This is a genomic window from Pseudomonas sp. St316 (assembly GCF_018325905.1).
In the GTDB taxonomy this organism is placed as follows: Bacteria; Pseudomonadota; Gammaproteobacteria; order Pseudomonadales; family Pseudomonadaceae; genus Aquipseudomonas.
Genome location: NZ_AP021901.1, coordinates 2108537 through 2127154, shown reverse-complemented (window position 1 = coordinate 2127154; position 18618 = coordinate 2108537). Strand labels below are relative to the sequence as shown.

The 18618-nt window shown below is 60.7% G+C and carries 18 protein-coding genes; 2 read left to right on the top strand and 16 right to left on the bottom strand.

Annotation, left to right across the window (positions count from 1 at the left end):
- Nucleotide 1: 1 nt before the first annotated feature.
- A complete protein-coding gene (locus KI237_RS09655) occupies nt 2-2146 on the bottom strand; it encodes a 3-hydroxyacyl-CoA dehydrogenase NAD-binding domain-containing protein (RefSeq protein WP_212799619.1) in 2145 nt (714 codons plus the stop codon).
- Nucleotides 2147-2172: 26 nt separating this feature from the next.
- On the bottom strand, nt 2173-3378 hold the full coding sequence (locus KI237_RS09650) for an acetyl-CoA C-acetyltransferase (RefSeq protein WP_212799618.1): 1206 nt from the start codon (nt 3376-3378) through the stop codon (nt 2173-2175).
- Between the two features lie 607 nt (nt 3379-3985).
- Here KI237_RS09650 and KI237_RS09645 point away from each other — a divergent pair.
- On the top strand, nt 3986-4798 hold the full coding sequence (locus tag KI237_RS09645) for a c-type cytochrome (protein ID WP_212799617.1): 813 nt from the start codon (nt 3986-3988) through the stop codon (nt 4796-4798).
- A gap of 70 nt (nt 4799-4868) precedes the next feature.
- On the opposite strand, the gene KI237_RS09640 is transcribed toward KI237_RS09645, so the two are convergent.
- The 14 genes from KI237_RS09640 to KI237_RS09575 all read right to left on the bottom strand — a co-directional run bounded on the left by KI237_RS09640 (nt 4869) and on the right by KI237_RS09575 (nt 16378).
- A complete protein-coding gene (locus tag KI237_RS09640; protein WP_212799616.1) occupies nt 4869-5672 on the bottom strand; it encodes a transglutaminase family protein in 804 nt (267 codons plus the stop codon).
- Entirely contained in the window at nt 5669-6619 is a 951-nt protein-coding gene (locus KI237_RS09635; RefSeq protein WP_212799615.1) for an alpha-E domain-containing protein, read from the bottom strand. The genes KI237_RS09640 and KI237_RS09635 overlap by 4 nt, the downstream gene beginning before the upstream one ends.
- Before the next feature lie 9 nt (nt 6620-6628).
- A complete protein-coding gene (locus KI237_RS09630) occupies nt 6629-8038 on the bottom strand; it encodes a circularly permuted type 2 ATP-grasp protein (RefSeq protein ID WP_212799614.1) in 1410 nt (469 codons plus the stop codon).
- 390 nt (nt 8039-8428) lie between these two features.
- Nucleotides 8429-8770 (bottom strand): ribonuclease E inhibitor RraB, encoded by a 342-nt coding sequence (locus KI237_RS09625; protein WP_003179463.1) that lies wholly within the window; start codon nt 8768-8770, stop codon nt 8429-8431.
- 201 nt (nt 8771-8971) lie between these two features.
- Complete coding sequence (locus KI237_RS09620; RefSeq protein ID WP_057452053.1) at nt 8972-9208, bottom strand: hypothetical protein; 237 nt, start codon at nt 9206-9208, stop codon at nt 8972-8974.
- Nucleotides 9209-9349: 141 nt separating this feature from the next.
- Nucleotides 9350-9958 carry an START domain-containing protein gene (locus KI237_RS09615; RefSeq protein ID WP_212799613.1) on the bottom strand — a complete coding sequence of 203 codons (609 nt, stop codon included), beginning with the start codon at nt 9956-9958 and terminating at the stop codon, nt 9350-9352.
- Nucleotides 9959-10012: 54 nt separating this feature from the next.
- On the bottom strand, nt 10013-10267 hold the full coding sequence (locus KI237_RS09610) for a YkgJ family cysteine cluster protein (RefSeq protein ID WP_003204182.1): 255 nt from the start codon (nt 10265-10267) through the stop codon (nt 10013-10015).
- A gap of 148 nt (nt 10268-10415) precedes the next feature.
- On the bottom strand, nt 10416-10892 hold the full coding sequence (locus KI237_RS09605) for a translation initiation factor 2 (RefSeq protein ID WP_212800578.1): 477 nt from the start codon (nt 10890-10892) through the stop codon (nt 10416-10418).
- Nucleotides 10893-10977: 85 nt separating this feature from the next.
- Nucleotides 10978-12420 (bottom strand): aminotransferase-like domain-containing protein, encoded by a 1443-nt coding sequence (locus KI237_RS09600; RefSeq protein ID WP_014339472.1) that lies wholly within the window; start codon nt 12418-12420, stop codon nt 10978-10980.
- Nucleotides 12421-12620: 200 nt separating this feature from the next.
- Nucleotides 12621-13430, bottom strand: a complete 810-nt coding sequence (locus KI237_RS09595) for an OmpA family protein (protein WP_212799612.1) — start codon at nt 13428-13430, stop codon at nt 12621-12623.
- Nucleotides 13427-13786, bottom strand: coding sequence for a DUF4398 domain-containing protein (locus KI237_RS09590; protein ID WP_003204190.1), 360 nt, complete (start codon nt 13784-13786; stop codon nt 13427-13429). Before KI237_RS09590 ends, KI237_RS09595 begins: the two co-directional genes overlap by 4 nt.
- Nucleotides 13787-13795: 9 nt before the next feature.
- Nucleotides 13796-14620 carry a substrate-binding periplasmic protein gene (locus tag KI237_RS09585; RefSeq protein ID WP_212799611.1) on the bottom strand — a complete coding sequence of 275 codons (825 nt, stop codon included), beginning with the start codon at nt 14618-14620 and terminating at the stop codon, nt 13796-13798.
- A gap of 76 nt (nt 14621-14696) precedes the next feature.
- Complete coding sequence (locus tag KI237_RS09580) at nt 14697-15626, bottom strand: electron transfer flavoprotein subunit alpha/FixB family protein (protein ID WP_212799610.1); 930 nt, start codon at nt 15624-15626, stop codon at nt 14697-14699.
- A 2-nt stretch (nt 15627-15628) separates the two neighbouring features.
- Nucleotides 15629-16378 carry an electron transfer flavoprotein subunit beta/FixA family protein gene (locus KI237_RS09575; RefSeq protein WP_014339477.1) on the bottom strand — a complete coding sequence of 250 codons (750 nt, stop codon included), beginning with the start codon at nt 16376-16378 and terminating at the stop codon, nt 15629-15631.
- 545 nt (nt 16379-16923) lie between these two features.
- Here KI237_RS09575 and KI237_RS09570 point away from each other — a divergent pair.
- Nucleotides 16924-18588, top strand: coding sequence for an electron transfer flavoprotein-ubiquinone oxidoreductase (locus KI237_RS09570; protein WP_212799609.1), 1665 nt, complete (start codon nt 16924-16926; stop codon nt 18586-18588).
- Nucleotides 18589-18618 lie beyond the last annotated feature (30 nt).

Genomic DNA, 18618 nt, shown 5'->3' with positions numbered 1-18618 from the left:
GTCAGAACAGTTCGTGGCGGGAGGCTTTCCCCAACAACAAGGCCGGTGGTGAGAAACGCTCGCCGTATTGCTCGGCCAGATACTGGGCGCGACCGACAAAGTCTTGCAGGCCATATTGATTGATGAACTGCAGCGCACCACCAGTCCAGGCGGCGAAGCCGATTCCGAAGATCGAGCCGACGTTGGCGTCAGCCGTCGAAGTCAGCACCCCCTCCTCCACGCAGCGCACGGTTTCCAGGGCCTGGATGAACAGCAGGCGATCACGGATATCCTGCGGGGAAATCTGCCCGTCGGCTTTCTCGAAGCGGCTTTTGAGCGACGGCCACAGGTACTTTTGCCCATTGGCCGGGTATTCATAGAAACCGGCGCCAACGGCCTTGCCCGGTCGCTTGTATTCGTTGAGCAGCAAGTCGATCACGGCGAACGCCGGGTGCTCAATCGGCGTTTTCCCTTCTGCGCGCAGGTCCTTGGCAGTTTGCGCGCGGACATGGTTCATCAGGCTGAGGGAAACTTCGTCGGAGATCGCCAAAGGCCCGACCGGCATCCCGGCCTTGCGCGCTTCGGTCTCGATCATTGGTGCACTCACGCCCTCGCCGAGCATGGCGATGCCCTCATTGGTAAAGCTGGCAAAGACCCGGGACGTAAAGAAACCGCGACTGTCGTTGACCACAATCGGCGTCTTGTTGATCTGCAGGACAAAATCAAAACCCCGGGCCAGGGTCGCGTCACTGGTGCGCGCGCCCTTGATGATCTCCACCAGGGGCATTTTTTCCACCGGGCTGAAGAAGTGCAGGCCGATGAACTTCGTCGGGTCCGGCACAGCCATGGCCAGGCCGGTGATGGGCAAAGTCGAGGTGTTGGAAGCGATCACCGCATCAACGCCCACCACCGCCTGGGCGGCGGCCGACACGCTGGCTTTCAGGGCGCGATCTTCAAACACCGCTTCGATGATCAGGTCGCAGCCGGCCAGGTCCGCGTTGCTGTCGGTGGGGTGAATTCGCGCCAGCGTGGCTTCGCGCTGCTCGGCGCTGAGTTGGCCGCGGGCGACCTTTTTATCCAGCAACGCCGCCGAACGGGCCTTGCCCTTCTCGGCCGCAGCCAGATCGACATCCTTGAGTACCACGGCAATGCCAGCCAAGGCGCTGACATAGGCGATACCCGACCCCATCATGCCCGCGCCGAGCACGCCGACTTTTTTCGTCAGATAAGGCGCAAAGCCTTGTGGGCGAGAGCCTCCAGCCTTGATCTCGTTGAGCTGGAACCAGAAGGTGCCGATCAGGTTCTTCGCCACCTGGCCGGTGGTCAATTCGGTGAAGTAGCGGGTTTCGATCAGGTGCGCGGTGTCGAAATCAACCTGGGCGCCCTCCACCGCTGCGCAGAGGATTTTCTCCGGTGCTGGCAGGCAACCCTGGGTCTTGTTTCGCAGGATCGAAGGGGCGATTGCCAGCATTTGCGCAACTTTCGGGTCGGACGGCGTGCCGCCCGGCAGTCGATAGCCCTTTGCATCCCAGGGTTGGATGACGCTGGGGTTGGCAAGAATCCAGGCTCGGGATTTGGCCAGCAGTTCGTCACGATCCTTCGCCAGCTCATCAATCAAACCGGCCTGCAGCGCTTGTTGCGCATTGACCTTCTTGCCCTCGAGCAGATACGGCAAGGCCTTTTCCAAACCGAGCAGGCGTACCATCCGCACCACCCCACCACCACCTGGCAACAGGCCGAGCGTGACCTCCGGCAAACCGAGCTGCACCGACGGCAAGTCCAGGGCCACGCGATGATGGCAGGCCAGGCAGATTTCCCAACCACCGCCGAGGGCCGCGCCATTGATAGCCGCCACCACGGGCTTGCCCAAGGTCTCCAAGGCACGCAGTTGGGCCTTGAGCAGCAGGACCATGTCGTAGAAAGCCTTGGCCTCGGGCTTGCCGACCGTGATCAATTCATTGAGGTCACCGCCCGCGAAGAAGGTGTGCTTGGCCGAGGTGATGATCACACCGGCAATCGAGTCCTTTTCGGCCTGCAAACGGGCGACGCAGGCGGCCATGGCCTCACGGTACACCGCGTTCATGGTGTTGGCGCTCTGGCCCGGCATGTCCAGGGTCAGGACGACGATCCGGTCCTGGCCGGTTTCGTAACGAATGGCATCGGTCATGAAAACGTGTTCCTTGAAGTCGAGGCTCAGAGGCGTTCGATAACGGTGGCAATGCCCATGCCGCCGCCGACACAGAGGGTTGCCAGGCCATAGCGCAGGCGACGCACCTCCAATTCGTCGAGCAACGTGCCAAGGATTGCGCACCCCGTGGCGCCCAAGGGATGTCCCATGGCGATAGAGCCACCGTTGACGTTGACCTTGGCGGGGTCTATAGCCATGTCCTTGATGAATTTGAGCACCACCGAGGCGAAGGCTTCGTTGACTTCGAACAGGTCGATGTCCTCCACCCGCAACCCGGCCTTGGCCAGGGCCTTGCGGGTAGCCGGCGCCGGGCCGGTGAGCATGATGGTCGGGTCGGTACTGGTGACAGCGGTGGCGACGATTCGCGCCCGGGGTTGCAGGCCCATGGCGCGCCCCTTGGCTTCGGAACCGATCAACATCAGCGCCGCACCGTCGACGATGCCGGAACTGTTGCCCGGCGTGTGCACGTGATGGATTCGTTCGACATGGCTGTAGACGCTCAACGCCGTGCCATCGAAGCCCATCTGGCCCATGGCTTCGAAACTCGGCTTGAGCTTGCCCAGGCCTTCGAGCGTGGAGTCGGCGCGGATGAATTCGTCGTGGTCAAGCAGCACGATGCCATTCTGGTCCCGCACCGCGACCAGGGATTTATTGAACGAACCGTCAGCCCGGGCGCGCGCCGCTTTTTGCTGGGAATGCAGCGCATAACCGTCGACATCCTCACGGCTGAAGCCTTCCAGCGTGGCGATCAGATCGGCGCCGATGCCCTGGGGAACGAAGTGACCGTGCAGGTTGGATTGCGGGTCCAGCGCCCAAGCACCGCCATCGCTGCCCATGGGCACCCGGGACATGGACTCGACGCCGCCGGCCACCACCAGGTCTTCGAACCCGGAACGCACCTTCATGGCCGCCAGGTTCACCGCCTCCAGGCCCGAGGCGCAAAACCGATTGAGCTGCACGCCCGCCACGCTGACATCCCAGTTGGCCACCAGCGCAGCGGTCTTGGCGATATCGGCCCCCTGTTCACCCACCGGGGTCACGCAACCGAGCACGATGTCATCGACCTGGCGGGTGTCCAGGTCCATGCGCTGCTGCAAGGCGCTGAGCAAACCACCCATCAGGTTCACCGGCTTGACGCTGTGCAAGGCGCCATCGGCCTTGCCCTTGCCACGGGGCGTGCGTACTGCGTCGAAAATCAAAGCTTGGGTCATGACGTCCTCGAAAGCACGGAGTAATGCGATGCCTTCAACCATAAGCCCAGCGGCACCGGATTCAATGACCACAGCGCTCAATGGTGTTGACGGCCACGCTCAGACGAACGGTAGCGAGCTATCGGGTTAACCGATTCAGGAGGGCAAGCTGTCTAGCAAAAGGGCCGGCAGGAAGATGGCAATAGGCCTCATAGCTTTTTTAGAGCAACCTGCACCCAGCTGATATGAATTGGATCTAAGCCAAGGCCGCCGCGGCCCCTAATGTAATCCTTGTACAAGAAAGTCGTCGGGTTTTGCCGAGGCGCTTGTCGAACAGGAAGTGCAACGCCAGCCGCCATGGATATGCAGGCTGGCTTCTAGGAAATAACAATAAAGGCGGGTCAGCCATGTTCAAACATTCGAAAGTTCGCCAAGCCGGACTCATTCTCTTTGCCACGACGCTGCTGTTGATTTTGCCGAATATCACCAAGGTGATTGGCTGAGTCCTGCGCGAGGGCATCCGCATCATTCATGAGTTGTGTCGCCAAAAAATGTGACGGGTTCTCTGTTCGAGCCGCGATGGCTGTGCCAACCTTTGCCGCACCCCTCGACATGGAAGGCGATCGACTTGAAAGCTCTTATTGTGTTCGGGGCGCTGCTGCTCAGCACGCCCCTTTACGCCGCGCAACTGGTGCTGGAGTTGGGCGCGAGCACGCGCACCTGGCAAACCGAAGAACTGCTCAAGCACCCGGACGCTCAAACGGTCCGGATCGCTGATGACGTTTCCTACAAGAAACCGATGAGCTATCGAGCCGTACCGCTGACGGCACTGTTGACGGGCGTCCAAGCGGACGACCATCTACAAGCCGTTGCCCTGGATGGCTTCGCTGCCGAAATGCCCGCGGCACCGTTACTCAACAAGAGTGGGGCCCGGGCCTGGCTGGCGATCGAGGACCCGGCCAAGCCCTGGCCGTCGCTGGGGGAAGGCAAGCACAGCGCCGGGCCTTTCTACCTGGTCTGGACCGATCCGCAGGCGGGTCACATCAGCCCGGAGCAATGGCCCTACGCAGTGGCGACCATCAAGCGTCTTCCGGCCGTGGCCGAACGTTTCCCGGCGCTGCTCCCGGCGCCCAACCTGGCCAAGGACGACCCGGTCAATAAAGGTTTCGAGCTGTTCCAGAAAAACTGCCTGGCGTGTCATCGGCTCAATGGCGCAGGCGACGCTCAGTTCGGCCCTGACCTGAACATTCCTTTCAACCCGACCGAATACTTCTCCGGGGATTTCCTCAAGCGCTACATTCGCGACCCGCAAGCGATGCGTCACTGGCCCCAGGGCAAGATGCCCGGGTTCTCGGCAGCGGTGCTGCCGGATTCGGAGCTGGATTTGCTGGTGGGTTACTTGAAGCATATGGCCGGACGTAAAACACCGCAGGGCCAGTAGGCCTGCGTATGCGGCACATATGACCTCTGTGAGGGGATAAATCCCCTCGCCACATTGAATGAGTCGCCAGTTATTGTTGTTGCACCGTGATTACCGGCGCCGGTGTCACGACCAGCTTGGCATGCATCTGCTCGCAACCGCCGCCGCGGCGCATGCCACGCACCGGGCAGGCATCCAGGTAATCCAGGCCCACAGCCAGCTTCAGGTGTCGCTCCGGACGGGCCAGTTGGTTGGTCACGTCAAAGCTGTACCAGGCGTCGTCAAGCCAGGCCTCCGCCCAGGCATGGCTTGCCAGGTGTTCGCTCTCTTCGCTGAACAGATACCCCGAGACATACCGCGCCGGCACCCCCAGGCTGCGGGCGCAGGCGAGGAAGGCGTGGGTGTGATCCTGGCACACCCCGCTACGACCGGCGAAAGCCTGGGCCGCACTGGTCTCCACCTCAGTGGTGCCGGGGGTGTAGATCATGTGCTGGTTCAGCCCGTGCATCAGGTCGATCAGCGCCGTGCGATCGCGACGCTGCTGGCACTGCTGCGCGGCGAAGGTTCGAAGGGCCTCGTCCGCCTCGGTCAACCGGGTGAAGCGCAGGAACGGCAGCGCTGACTGGCTCTCGTGCTCGGCTTCACGCGACGGATCGATATCCACCTGTCCGCGGGCGCCGATGATGACCGTTTCGTGGGGTTCGTCCAGGGTCAGTACGTGAAGGATGTTGCCGAACGGGTCCAGCTGCGCCCGCACCGGCCGTGGCAAATCCAGCTGCCAGCTCAGCACATGCTGGCGTTCGCTGTCGTGGGGCGTCAGGCGCAGGTACTGGATGCTGGCGCGCACCTGATCTTCATAGTGGTAGGCCGTTTCATGGCTGATCGAGAGTCTCATATGACCTCCAGGTAGGAACTGTGAATGGCATTGCCCAGTTCACGGACCAGTGGGATGAATTCGGTGAGCCAGGCATGCAGGCCCCCGTCGAGGATTTCATTGATGCCGGTGTAGCGCAGGCGTGCGTCCATTTCCGCCGCCAACCGTTGTGCCTGCCGACCGTTGGTGCCCGGCAGGCTCGCGAGGATCTGGTTGATTTCTTCGGTACAGGCGCGCAGCGAACGCGGCACATCGGCGCGCAACAGCAGCAACTCAGCCACATGGCGAGAGCCCGGGGCGTCACGGTAGATCTCGGTGTAGGCCTCGAAGGACGACAAGGCCCGCAACAAGGCGCTCCATTGGTAATACGCGTGGGCCGTGCCATCGCTGACCGTGTCGGCCTGGTCACCGGCCATTTCGTAGCGGGCGTCGAGCAAGCGCAGGGTGTTGTCGGCCCTTTCGATGAAGGTCCCCAGGCGAATGAAGCGGAACGCGTCGTTGCGCATGATGGTGCCGTAGGTTGCACCGCGAAACAGGTGGGATCGCTCCTTGATCCACTCACAGAAACGGCTCATGCCGTAGCGATTCAAGCCTTGCTCGGCGATACCGCGAATTTCCAGCCAGGTGGCGTTGATGTTCTCCCACATGTCGGCGGTGATTCGCCCACGTACCGCGTGGGCACTGGCTCGCGCGGCGCCGAGGCAGCTGTAGATACTGGCCGGGTTGGCTGCTTCCAGGGCAAAGAAATGCAGCAGGCGTTCGGCGTGCAGCTCACCGTGTCGCTCCAGGTAATCATCCAGCGTGCCGGTGATCAGCAATGGCATGGCCAGCTCGTGCAGGCCGTCGCCACGCCCGTCCTGGGGCATCAGTGACAACGAATAGCTGACGTCGAGCATCCGTGCGAGGTTTTCCGCGCGCTCCAGGTAGCGCGACATCCAGTACAGGTCCGAGGCGGTTCTACTCAGCATGGCAGCTCCTCAATCCTCAACGACCCAAGTGTCCTTGGTCCCACCGCCCTGGGATGAATTCACCACCAGGGAGCCTTCGCGCAGCGCCACCCGCGTCAGCCCGCCAGGCACCACGCGGGTCTCGCGCCCCGACAGCACAAACGGCCGCAGGTCGATGTGGCGCGGGGCGATACCGTTTTCGACAAAGGTCGGGCAGGTCGAGAGCGACAGCGTCGGCTGAGCGATGTAGGCGTGCGGCTTGGCCTTGATCCGCTCGCGAAAGGCATCGATCTGCGCCGTCGTCGCGGCCGGCCCCACCAGCATTCCATAACCGCCGGAGCCCTGGGTTTCCTTGACCACCAGGTCGGGAAGATTCGCCAATACGTGGGACAGCTCGGCAGGATTACGACATTGCCATGTCGGGACGTTCTTCAGGATCGGCTCTTCGTCCAGGTAAAAACGGATCATGTCGGTGACGAACGGGTACACCGACTTGTCGTCCGCCACACCCGTGCCGATGGCATTGGCCAGCACCACGTTGCCGGAACGGTAGGAGGACAACAGGCCCGGCACCCCGAGCATCGAGTCCGGATTGAAGGCCAGTGGGTCAAGGAACGCGTCGTCGAGGCGACGGTAGATCACATCCACCGCTTTTGGGCCGTCGGTGGTGCGCATGAACACCTTGTCATCGCGCACGAACAGGTCGGCGCCTTCCACCAACTCCACGCCCATCTCCCGGGCCAGGAACGCGTGCTCGAAGAACGCGCTGTTGAAACGCCCCGGCGTGAGCACCACGACACTGGGATCGTCCAGCGGGCTGGAGCTTTTCAGGGTGTCGAGCAGCAGGTTCGGATAATGGTCGATGGGGGCGATGCGCTGGGCGGCGAACAGTTCGGGGAACAGGCGCATCATCATCTTGCGGTCTTCGAGTATGTAGCTGACGCCGCTGGGCGTACGAAGATTGTCTTCGAGCACGTAGTACGTGCCGTCACCGTCGCGAACCAGATCGACACCGCAAATGTGGGCATAGATGTCACGGTGCAGATCAAGCCCCTGCATCGCCAGTTGGTACTGCTCGTTGGCCAGCACCTGTTCGGCGGGGATGATCCCGGCCCGGATGATCCGTTGTTCATGGTAGAGGTCGGCCAGGAACATGTTCAGCGCCTTGACCCGCTGGATGCAGCCGCGTTCGACCACCCGCCATTCACTGGCCGGAATGCTGCGCGGGATCGTGTCGAAAGGGATCAGGCGCTCGGTCCCTTGCTCGTCCCCGTAGAGCGTGAACGTAATGCCAGCACGATGAAACAACAGGTCGGCTTCGCGCCTGCGTTGCGCCAGCAGCTCGTCAGGCGTTTCAGCCAGCCAGCGGGCAAACGCCTGGTAATGCGGGCGGACCTGGCCGCTGGCATCGTACATTTCATCAAAACCGCTGCGGATCATGCCGTACTCCTTGTCACCCTGGCAGCAAGGCTTCGCAAGCCCCGTGCCATCGGCATAAACGCTTTATGATCAACGGGTTGGATTCTCCTCCAACAGGCCGTGCACTTTTGTAGTGCAGCAAATGCCCGCGCCCCGCTGCCCCCCGCTTCATTGCGACGCAGGGGCGTCGCTCTGCTGAGCATAGTCACGGAAAAACGACGCAGCTTGATCTGGATACAGTTAGGTACAAAACCTGGGGAAGTGATTGCGGTGTGTCAGCGGGGAATAAGGGTGGCAGTGCAGCCGCCATCGCGAGCAAGCTCGGCTCCCACCGGGATTCCCGGTGAGCTCACAGACATGAAAACGGCCGACACAAAGGTCAGCCGTTGCTGTGGTTGCGGTGAGTAACTGTCAGGCCTGCAGGCGTCGGATCTCTTGCTTGACACCCCAGCCCTCGATCACACCACCCAAGGGTTCGACGACTGCCTCAAAGTCTTGCTCGAAGTCGCCAATGTCATCGTAAGTGGCGTACATCACCCGGCTCAGTTCCAATGACCAAGCCCCGTCGTCCCGTGCACTGATCTGCGCGTTCAACGACTCTCCCCGAAAATGACCTGCCGCCCTGCGCGCCCGCTCCTCGTCCGGGAAAATGGCGTAGAACTCAATGGGATGGAATCGGGAAAAATCGAAACCGCCTTCTTTCATGCGGCGCAATACGCTGGTGCTGATGTCTTCTTGATAGGCTGTGCTCATGAAACGTCCTCCTAGAACCGATGGATAGACTTTCCGTCTTCCCGTGCGTGAAGCCTCAAGGCTGCAAGCGATACGGCATCAAATGACCGTCGGGACACAAGCATGTAGCTGACAAGACCGGACCTTGGCGATCCTTTCGCTGATCTCAGTTGCAGAGTAGCCGCAAGTGGTGGCCACTGCCAAGCGAGACCAGCCACCGTTTCATGAAATCGGTGTAATGCTGATGATTTCGATACTGTGCTGGGACTTGAGGTTCTTGACGGTGGGATCTTCAGTGCGACCTTCCAGGTCGTTGAGGTCCAGTTGGGCGGAAACGGGCAGCAATTTTTCGCGAATCAGTTGTGCAGCCTGCTCCATCGTAGGCTCCTGCTCGTAGTCGAACTGCTCGGCGATGGCTTCGCCATGATCATCCACGAAAGTGATTTCCCACTTTTGCATCGGTGTCTCCTTGATCAATTCAGGGCCTGGCTTACCTTTATCTCGACATTGAGGGCCGGACAATCGTTCCCCCGGGCGTCTGGACGGCACACATGAAAAGACCGCCTCAGGGGCGGTCTCCAGGTATGAAGCCGTGGCCGATCAGTTTTCGGCGCGTTCCTTCAGGGCTTTCAAGGTGTTGAACGGCGCATCCACCACGAACTTGTTCGCCAGCCAGGACGGTACGTCCCCCCCTGGTTCGGTGTGGACCTGGTAGGTCACTTCGATCTGGTCAGCGCCCTTTGGCGTGAACTTCCAGAAACCGTCAACCTGGGTCACTCGCACGAACCCTTGCTCTTCAGGCAGGTATTTCGGCACGCCCTTGAGCTTGCGGGTCAGGCTGCCATCGGCGCCCTCCTCGGTGGTGACTTCCAGCACCGAGTCCCGAGCCGTCACCGGCCATGGCGTGTTGAACCGGGTGTAGGTCCAGCTCTGATTACCTTCGTGCTTGAGCAGTTTCTGGCTCTTGCATTCATGAATCCAGGCGCAGGCGCCGGGAACGTCTTCCTGCAGGGCCCGCAGCTTGGCCATGGTGGTTTTCATCACCGTCACGCCACGGTAGGCCTTGTATTTGGAGCCCGTCACCTCACTGAGGGAAACCTTGATACCGTCCTTTTCCTTGGCAACCTGCCAATCCTCTGCCTGAGCGGTGGCCGTTGCCAGCAATACGGTCAACCCACACAACACAGCCATACGATGCAGCGAACCCATAGTTCTTTTCCTTATTGTCCAAGTTCGTTCAGTTAGGATCCGTTCATTGACTCATTACGCTGCCGTGATTTGTTCCCACCAACCGATCAGCCGGATGGCCTCTTCACTGCTGCTGCCGCAAACCTCGATATCGGCCTCGAACGCCGAGCACACTGCCGGACGCTCCGGCTGGCCGAAGATCCGGCACAGGTTATCGACCGACAATTGCGCGCAACGTTCTCCCGCCGGTTTGCCTTGGGGCATGCCAGGGATAGGTGAGCTGATGGAGGGGGCGATGCAACAGGCGCCACAGCCTTCACGGCATTTCACGACGACAACATCCTCACGACAGGTAATGGTTAGTAACAGAACACAGAGTAACGGCTAAAACACTCGTTTTAAATTACCGTCTGCGTGTTTTTTTGCCCAAGGTGGGATGACCGAATGGTCAGCGACGAACTGCAGGCCTGCCGAAGGTTTATTGCTTGAATTCGAAGTCCAGCGCCGCGCCTTCCACCTCATTGCGCTCCTGATTGCGCAGTGGCAGCTGCATTTCATTGCTCAACAAACGGCCATTGAGCTGAAACGGCCCGGGTTTCTCGCCGAACATCGACGGCAAGAGCGGCTCACGCTTGGACTGCACCACCTTCCCCGGTGGTTGCAGTTTCTCGACCATCTCCTGAGGCAGGCTCAAATCCAGCTTGGCCGGCGGCAATGGGGTCTTGGCGACCTCGTGGGCGGATTTGCTCTTGGAGGCGATGGGCGCGCGTTTCTTCTTCGCGGGTGCCGCCTTCTTGGCAGAAGGCTTCTTGGCCACTGCGTTTTTTTTCGGCGCATCCTTCGTGGCGCTGGCGGTCGGTTTTTCCTGCGCTGGGGCTGCCGCGACGACGCCCCCCATGTGGAAGGCGCTTAACAGGCCGATCAAAACCCAGGCAGCAGGAACAATGGCTTTCATAGAAACAACGGCAGTAACGGCAAGGACCCCCATGCTCGCCTGATAATGAGGCGCTGACAAGCACATCGAGCTAAGCCGCTGATGCCTAAAGAAATCCGTTGGCCGTCTCTTGGCACAATTGAGTGGCCAATAGCCCCAGCGTCATCAAGGCCCGCTCCGCCTCACGGTTCCAGGGAGTGCCGCAGTTCAAGCGAATGCAGTGGTTGAACTGCTCGGTGTTACTGAAAATCAGCCCTGGCGCGATACTGATGCCTTGTTGCAACGCCCGCACATGCAACTCCTGGGTATTGACCCGCCCCGGCAGGCTGACCCACAGGATGAAGCCCCCAGTGGGACGGCTCATCTGCGTGCCTTCGGGGAAGTACTGCTGCACCGCCAACTGAAAGGCGCTGAGGTTCTTGCGGTACTCCTGACGGATATAGCGCAAGTGCCGGTCGTAGCCGCCGTTTTCCAGGTACGCGGCAATCCCCATCTGCGTGACGCTGCACGCCGAATGAGTGCTGAAGGTCTGGAGCCGCTGGATTTCCTGCTGGAATTTCCCCGCGATCATCCAGCCGATGCGCACCCCCGGCGACAACGTCTTGGAAAAACTCGAACAGTAGATGACCCGATCCAACCGGTCGTAGGCCTTGAGGGCCTTGGTACGCCCCTGCTCGAACATCAACTCGCCATAGATATCGTCTTCGACGATCTGGATGTCGAAGTCCGACGCCAGGCGCAGCAGTTGCTTTTGCCGCTCCTCCGGCATGGTGCCGCCCAGAGGATTGCTCAGGCGCGTGGTCAGCACCAGCGCCTTGATCGACCACTGGTTGGCCGCCAGCTGCAAGGCCTCCAGGCTCATGCCGGTGACCGGGTCGCTGGGGATCTCGATGACCTTGAGACCCAACAGGTCCGCCAGTTGCAGCAAGCCGTAATAGGTCGGCGACTCGGCGGCGATCAAGTCCCCCGGCCGCGTCAGCACCCGCAAGGACATCTGCAGCGCATCGACGCAGCCGTGGGTGATCACCACCTCGGAGGGGTCCACCACGACGCCGGCATCGCGCATGCGAATCGCCACTTGGCGGCGCAACGGCTCGAAGCCCGGGCTGAACATGTAGCTGAACGCCCGCGGGCTGTGGAAGCGCGTGACCTTGGCCAATTGCTGATGCAAGGCCCGGACAGGCAGATAGTCGACACTTGGCACCGCCGCCCCCAGGGGAAACACCCCTTCACGGCGCGACTCGACCAATACCTGTTGGATGATGCTGCTGCGCGTCACCAGCCCCGGACGCTCTACCCGGGCGATGTCCGGCGTCGGCGCCGTCAGGGCCGGCGTCTGGTGCACGTAGTAGCCCGACTGCGGCCGCGCGCGGATCAGCCCCTGGTCTTCAAGGTTGGCGTAGGCCTGCAGCACCGTGGCATGGCTGACGTTGAGCTGCGAGCTCATCTTGCGCACCGACGGCACGCGCTCACCGGGCTGATACACACCGCGCCGGATGTCTTCAGCCAGTTGTTGAGCAATACGTTGATAGAGCAGAAGGTTGGTCATGACGCAGCACTCGATTTCACGGGCATTTTATTCTTGTCGGAAACGATACCGGAACAGTTTAGAAGTGTACTGGGACAGTTGCCAGATTACTCGACAGTACAGTGGAGTGACAGCCCTAACTGTACCCATCGTGCATCGATTGCAGGGCCAAAAAAACCCGGCGCCTTTTACAGGGGCCGGGCTTTCCAGTGACGCAACCCTCAGCGGGCGGCGCCGAGCTGGCCTTTTTCGTCGGAGAACACAATTTCAACGCGACGATTCTGTGCCCGGCCACGCTCGGAAGCATTGACGTCCACCGGGTATTGATCGCCGTAGCCCTCGACCTGGATGCGCTTTTCGTCTATCCCCAGGTCCACCAGCACATCCGCCACCGCTTGCGCGCGGTCGCGAGACAGCTTGAGGTTTTCCTGCTTGCCGCCGGTGCTGTCGGTGTACCCCTCGATCCGGGCCACGCGTTTGGGGTTGAGCTGCAGGAACTGCACGATCTTGAGCACGACCCGGTTGGCCGAGTTCTTCAGTTCCGCTTCGCCGGTGTCGAACAGCACGTCACCCAGGGTCATCACCAGACCGCGATCGGTTTGTGTGGTCGCCATCGCCATGATTTGCTCTTCGAGCCATTTGCCCTGCTGCTGCACGCTCAGCAACTTGGATTCACGCAGGGCCAATTGCAGGCGCTGGCGTTCCAGTTCGAGCTTCGCGGCGTGTTCTTCGTTGAGCACCTGGTTGCTGTGCTCCCGGGCGATCGCACTGTAGCGCTGGCTCAGGTAGGCGTAATGCTGCACATCCTCACCGCTGCCCCAGTAGCTGGACAGACGATCGGCACGGGCCAGGGATTCACCAGCGCGGATCACGTCCCGGGGTGCGGCACGCAATACGTTGGCGTCTTCCTTGACCTTCTGGAAGTCGGTGCTGGCCTGCTCGAGCGCCGCTTCGCTACGCTGGCCGGCGCAGCCATACAAGCTGGCCAGGCAGGCGAGGACCAGGCCGCCCAATACGTGGGAGTGCTTCATTGGGCATCCTCCCTCAACTGTTTGCGCAAGCGCTTGATGCGGGTGTCGAGCACGTTCAGTTGCTCCTGGCTCTTGAGGGTCAGCACCTTCGCTTCGGCCAGGCGGGCGTCCAGTTCGGCCTGTTCGGCCCGCATGCGCGCCTTTTTGTAGGATTCGTCGGCCATGTTGGATTTGGCGCGGGCGAACTTTTCTTCAGCCAGTTTCAATTCAGGCACTTCGTCGGCAGTGGCACCAACGGCCCGGGCTTGCTCCAGTGCCTGTTCGGTCAGGCGGATCTGTTCATTCGGCGCCGGATCGGCTGCGCAGCCCGCCAGAGCCAGAACGGCCAGGGCAGCGAAAAGAGGTCGAATAGTCACTAATGTTCCCTACTGTTTTGGGGCACTGACAGGTGGCTGCAACTGTGTTCTCCAACGCTCGAGATTGCGCTGCAACACAGCCTCCGTCAGGCCGGACGCGGCCAATTCTGTCATCTTTTGCGCCAGCTGTCCGCGTAACCATGGGTCATTGCAGGCGGAGTTATGGGAAATCGCCAGGAACAGCCCGGGTTTATCCACCGGTTGCGGTGCGGCTTGCAGGTCGTTGGCCATCCCCAGTGTCTGCGCCATTGCCAGGCCCGAGTAGCGCCCCGCCAGGACATATTCCACCTCGCCCAGAAGAAGTTTCTGAAAGGCCTGGGTCAGGTTGGGCGTGCGCACCAGGGACAATTTCTGCTCGGCAAAGACGCCAAATCCCTGGGTCATGCGGGACTTTTCCGACAAGGCCCCGGGATGACCGTGAAGGTCTGCGGGCTGATTGATGACCAGCGTCGAGTCCTTGCGAGTCCAGATCAAATAGTCATTCTCCAGCAACGGCGGATGGACATAATCCATCATCTCGAGTCCGGTACTGGTCAGGGGAGCATCAGTCAGCAGGTCCATGCGTCCGCTGCGCACTTCGTCCAGCGCCTGGGCACGCTTGCCAGCGTAAAGCAGCTCGACCTTGATCCCCAGCTCGGCCGCCACTTGCTTCAACAGGTCGGCACCGGCGCCAATCAGGTGTTTGGGATCCTGCGGATCCTGCCAGAGGTAAGGCGGCGCGTCCGGGCTGCCGGTAGCGATAAGCCGCTCGCACTTGCCGGCCGCGGCAACCAGGCCGGGCACGCTCGCCAATGCACACAGCAACCACAGGCCGGCCAAACGGCGAAGATCCATGGCGATACGCTCCTCTGAGGCAGAAAATAAAAAGCCCGGCCAAAGGGCCGGGCTCTTTATAAGTGAAGACGCCGGATTAGACCAGCTTCTCCAGCTCAGGGATGGCTTCGAACAAGTCCGCGACCAGGCCATAGTCGGCCACCTGGAAGATCGGTGCTTCTTCGTCCTTGTTGATCGCGACGATCACCTTGGAGTCTTTCATGCCGGCCAGGTGCTGGATCGCGCCGGAGATACCGACGGCGATGTACAGCTGTGGCGCAACGATCTTGCCGGTCTGGCCGACCTGCATGTCGTTGGGCACGAAACCAGCGTCGACCGCGGCGCGCGAAGCACCGACGGCAGCGCCGAGCTTGTCGGCCAAGGCGTACAGGTGCTTGAAGTTGTCACCGTTCTGCATGCCTCGGCCACCGGAAACGACGATCTTGGCAGCGGTCAGTTCAGGACGATCGGACTTGGCCAGTTCTTCGTTGACGAAGCTGGAGATGCCGGCGTCGTGGGCAGCGCCTACGGCTTCAACGGCAGCCGAACCACCTTCGGCGGCAACCGGGTCGAAACCGGTGGCGCGGACGGTGATGACCTTGACCGCAGCGTTCGATTGCACAGTGGCAATGGCGTTGCCGGCGTAGATCGGACGCTTGAAGGTGTCAGCGCTTTCCACCGAGATGATTTCGGAGATCTGGTCGACGTCCAGTGCAGCGGCCACGCGTGGCAGGATGTTCTTGCCGTTGGAGGTGGCGGCAGCCAGGATGTGGCTGTAGCCCTTGCCGAGCTCGGCAACCAGCGGCGCAACGTTTTCCGGCAGTTGGTGCGCGTAGGCGGCGTTGTCAGCCGACAGCACTTTGGCCACGCCAGCGATTTTCGCAGCGGCTTCAGCCACGGCGCCGACGCCCTGGCCAGCCACCAGGACGTGAACGTCGCCACCGATTTTAGCGGCGGCAGCAACGGTGTTCAGCGTGGCCGGAGCCAGCGCCTTGTTATCGTGTTCGGCGATTACGAGGATAGTCATGATCAGATCACCTTCGCTTCGTTTTTCAGTTTCTCGACCAGTTCAGCCACCGACTTGACCTTGATGCCCGCGCTGCGTGCAGCCGGCGCTTCGACCTTGAGGGTCTTGTTGGTGGAGGCGGTGGAAACGCCCAAAGCGTCCGGCGTCAGCACTTCAAGCGGCTTCTTCTTGGCTTTCATGATGTTTGGCAGCGACGCATAGCGCGGCTCGTTCAAACGCAGGTCGGTGGTGACGATCGCTGGCAGTTTCAGGGAAACGGTCTGCGCGCCGCCGTCGATCTCGCGGGTCACGGCAACGCTGTCGCCGGACACTTCGACCTTGGACGCGAAGGTGCCCTGACCGTAGCCGCTCAATGCCGCGAGCATCTGGCCGGTCTGGTTGTTGTCGCTGTCGATGGCCTGCTTGCCGAGGATCACCAGCGATGGCTGTTCCTTGTCGACAACGGCCTTGAGCAGCTTGGCCACGGCCAGGGAGGTCAGGTCTTCGGCGGATTCGACGAGGATGGCGCGATCGGCACCCAGTGCCAGCGCGGTGCGCAGTTGTTCCTGGGCGGTGGTCGGGCCGATGGAGACGACGACGATCTCAGTCGCCACGCCTTTTTCCTTAAGGCGTACGGCTTCTTCTACGGCGATTTCGCAGAAGGGGTTCATCGACATCTTGACGTTGGCGAGGTCGACGCCGGAGTTGTCCGCTTTGACGCGAACCTTGACGTTATAGTCGACCACACGTTTGACAGCTACAAGAACCTTCATGGATTCCTCGTTACTCTCCGGTGAAAAAAAGTCGCCTAGGCGAACCTGGCGGTTGATGCTCATGGGCGCAAGGGCACCTCTAAAAACGCCGGCATGAACCACACATGACCCAGCTCACGGAGTGAAGACCATTCGTCAGTGATGACTGATGAGTCATTCATTATCGCGGCGTGTAAACTGCGCGTCAGAACCACGCAATGCGTCACTTTGTGCTGCCTTCGCCCTGTCTTTAGAGGTGCTCTTGAAACCAACAGTCAGCCTACGGCGAGCGCAAAACCGCCCGTATCTTGACCGGAACGCCTATTCCGGTCAATACGGCAAAATGGTCAGTCATAAGCCGTACGTCAGTGATTTATCTGGGCTGCGGCAATTTCAAACAAACGTTTGTATTGGACCGTGAGAGTGGTGTAGATATAATGCGCCGCTTAAGAGAGACACGCGTTTCATCCATTGTCGCTTTCATCGCTTTTGGCGAAGGAAACAACGGATGCAACGCCAAACCTCCAATTAGAAAAAACTGTGAGCCTTGAGTAGGAGATAGCCCTGTGGAACGCGAATACATGGAATTCGACGTGGTCATCGTCGGCGCCGGCCCCGCTGGCCTGTCTGCCGCTTGCCGACTGAAACAGAAGGCCGCCGAAGCCGGTAAGGAAATCAGCGTCTGCGTGGTCGAAAAAGGCTCCGAGGTCGGTGCGCACATCCTCTCCGGTGCGGTGTTCGAGCCCCGCGCCCTGAACGAACTGTTCCCGGACTGGAAAGAACTCGGCGCCCCGTTGAACACGCCCGTGGTGCGCGATGACATTTATGTCCTGAGAAACGCCGAGGCCGCGAGCAAAATCCCTGACTTCTTCGTGCCCAAGACCATGCACAACGAAGGCAACTATATTATTTCCCTGGGCAACCTGTGCCGCTGGCTGGCCCAGCAGGCCGAGAACCTGGGCGTGGAAATCTACCCAGGCTTCGCCGCCCAGGAAGCGCTGTTCGACGAGAACGGCGTGGTGCGCGGGATCATCACTGGCGATTTGGGCGTCGACCGTGAAGGTCATCCGAAAGAAGGCCTCTACACCCCCGGCATGGAATTGCGCGGCAAATACACACTGTTCGCCGAAGGCTGCCGTGGCCACATCGGCAAGCAATTGATCAAGCGCTTCAACCTGGACAGCGATGCCGACGCCCAGCACTACGGCATCGGCCTCAAGGAAATCTGGGAAATCGACCCAGCCAAGCATCAACCGGGCCTGGTGGTGCATACCGCCGGCTGGCCGCTGGACATCATGGGCACCGAGAACACCGGCGGCTCCTTCCTCTATCACCTGGAAAATAATCAGGTGGTGGTCGGCCTGATCGTCGACTTGTCCTACAGCAACACCTTCCTGTCGCCATTCGACGAGTTCCAGCGTCTCAAGCATCACCCGGTGCTCAAGCAGTACCTGGAAGGCGGCAAGCGCGTCAGCTACGGTGCTCGTGCCATCTGCAAGGGTGGCCTGAATTCGCTGCCGAAAATGGTCTTCAAGGGCGGCGCGCTGATCGGTTGCGACCTCGGTACCCTGAACTTCGCCAAGATCAAGGGCAGCCACACCGCCATGAAGTCCGGCATGCTTGCCGCCGACGCCGTAGCCGATCGCCTGTTCGCCGAATCCGAAGGCGGTGATGAACTGACCGCCTACGTCGACAGCTTCAAGAACAGCTGGCTATATGAAGAACTGTTCGCCAGTCGCAACTTCGGCCCGGCGATCCACAAATACGGCGCGATCATTGGTGGCGGCTTCAACTGGTTCGACCAGAACATCCTCGGCGGCAAAATGCCGTTCACCCTGCACGATACCAAACCCGACTACGCCTGCCTCAAGCTCGCGGCCGATTGCAAGAAGATCGACTACCCGAAACCGGACGGCAAGATCAGCTTCGACAAACTCAGCTCGGTGTTCATCTCCGGTACCAACCATGAAGAAGAACAGCCTTGCCACCTGAAGCTGACCGACCCGAGCATCCCGATCAGCAAGAACCTGCCGCTGTACGACGAACCGGCCCAACGCTACTGCCCGGCCGGCGTGTACGAAGTGGTGACCAAGGAAGATGGCGAGAAGCGCTTCCAGATCAACGCCCAGAACTGCGTACACTGCAAGACCTGTGACATCAAGGACCCTTCGCAGAACATCACCTGGGTATCGCCGGAAGGCGCTGGCGGTCCGACTTACCCGAACATGTAAGCCGTTTCGCTGAACATCGAGGCTCCCGCA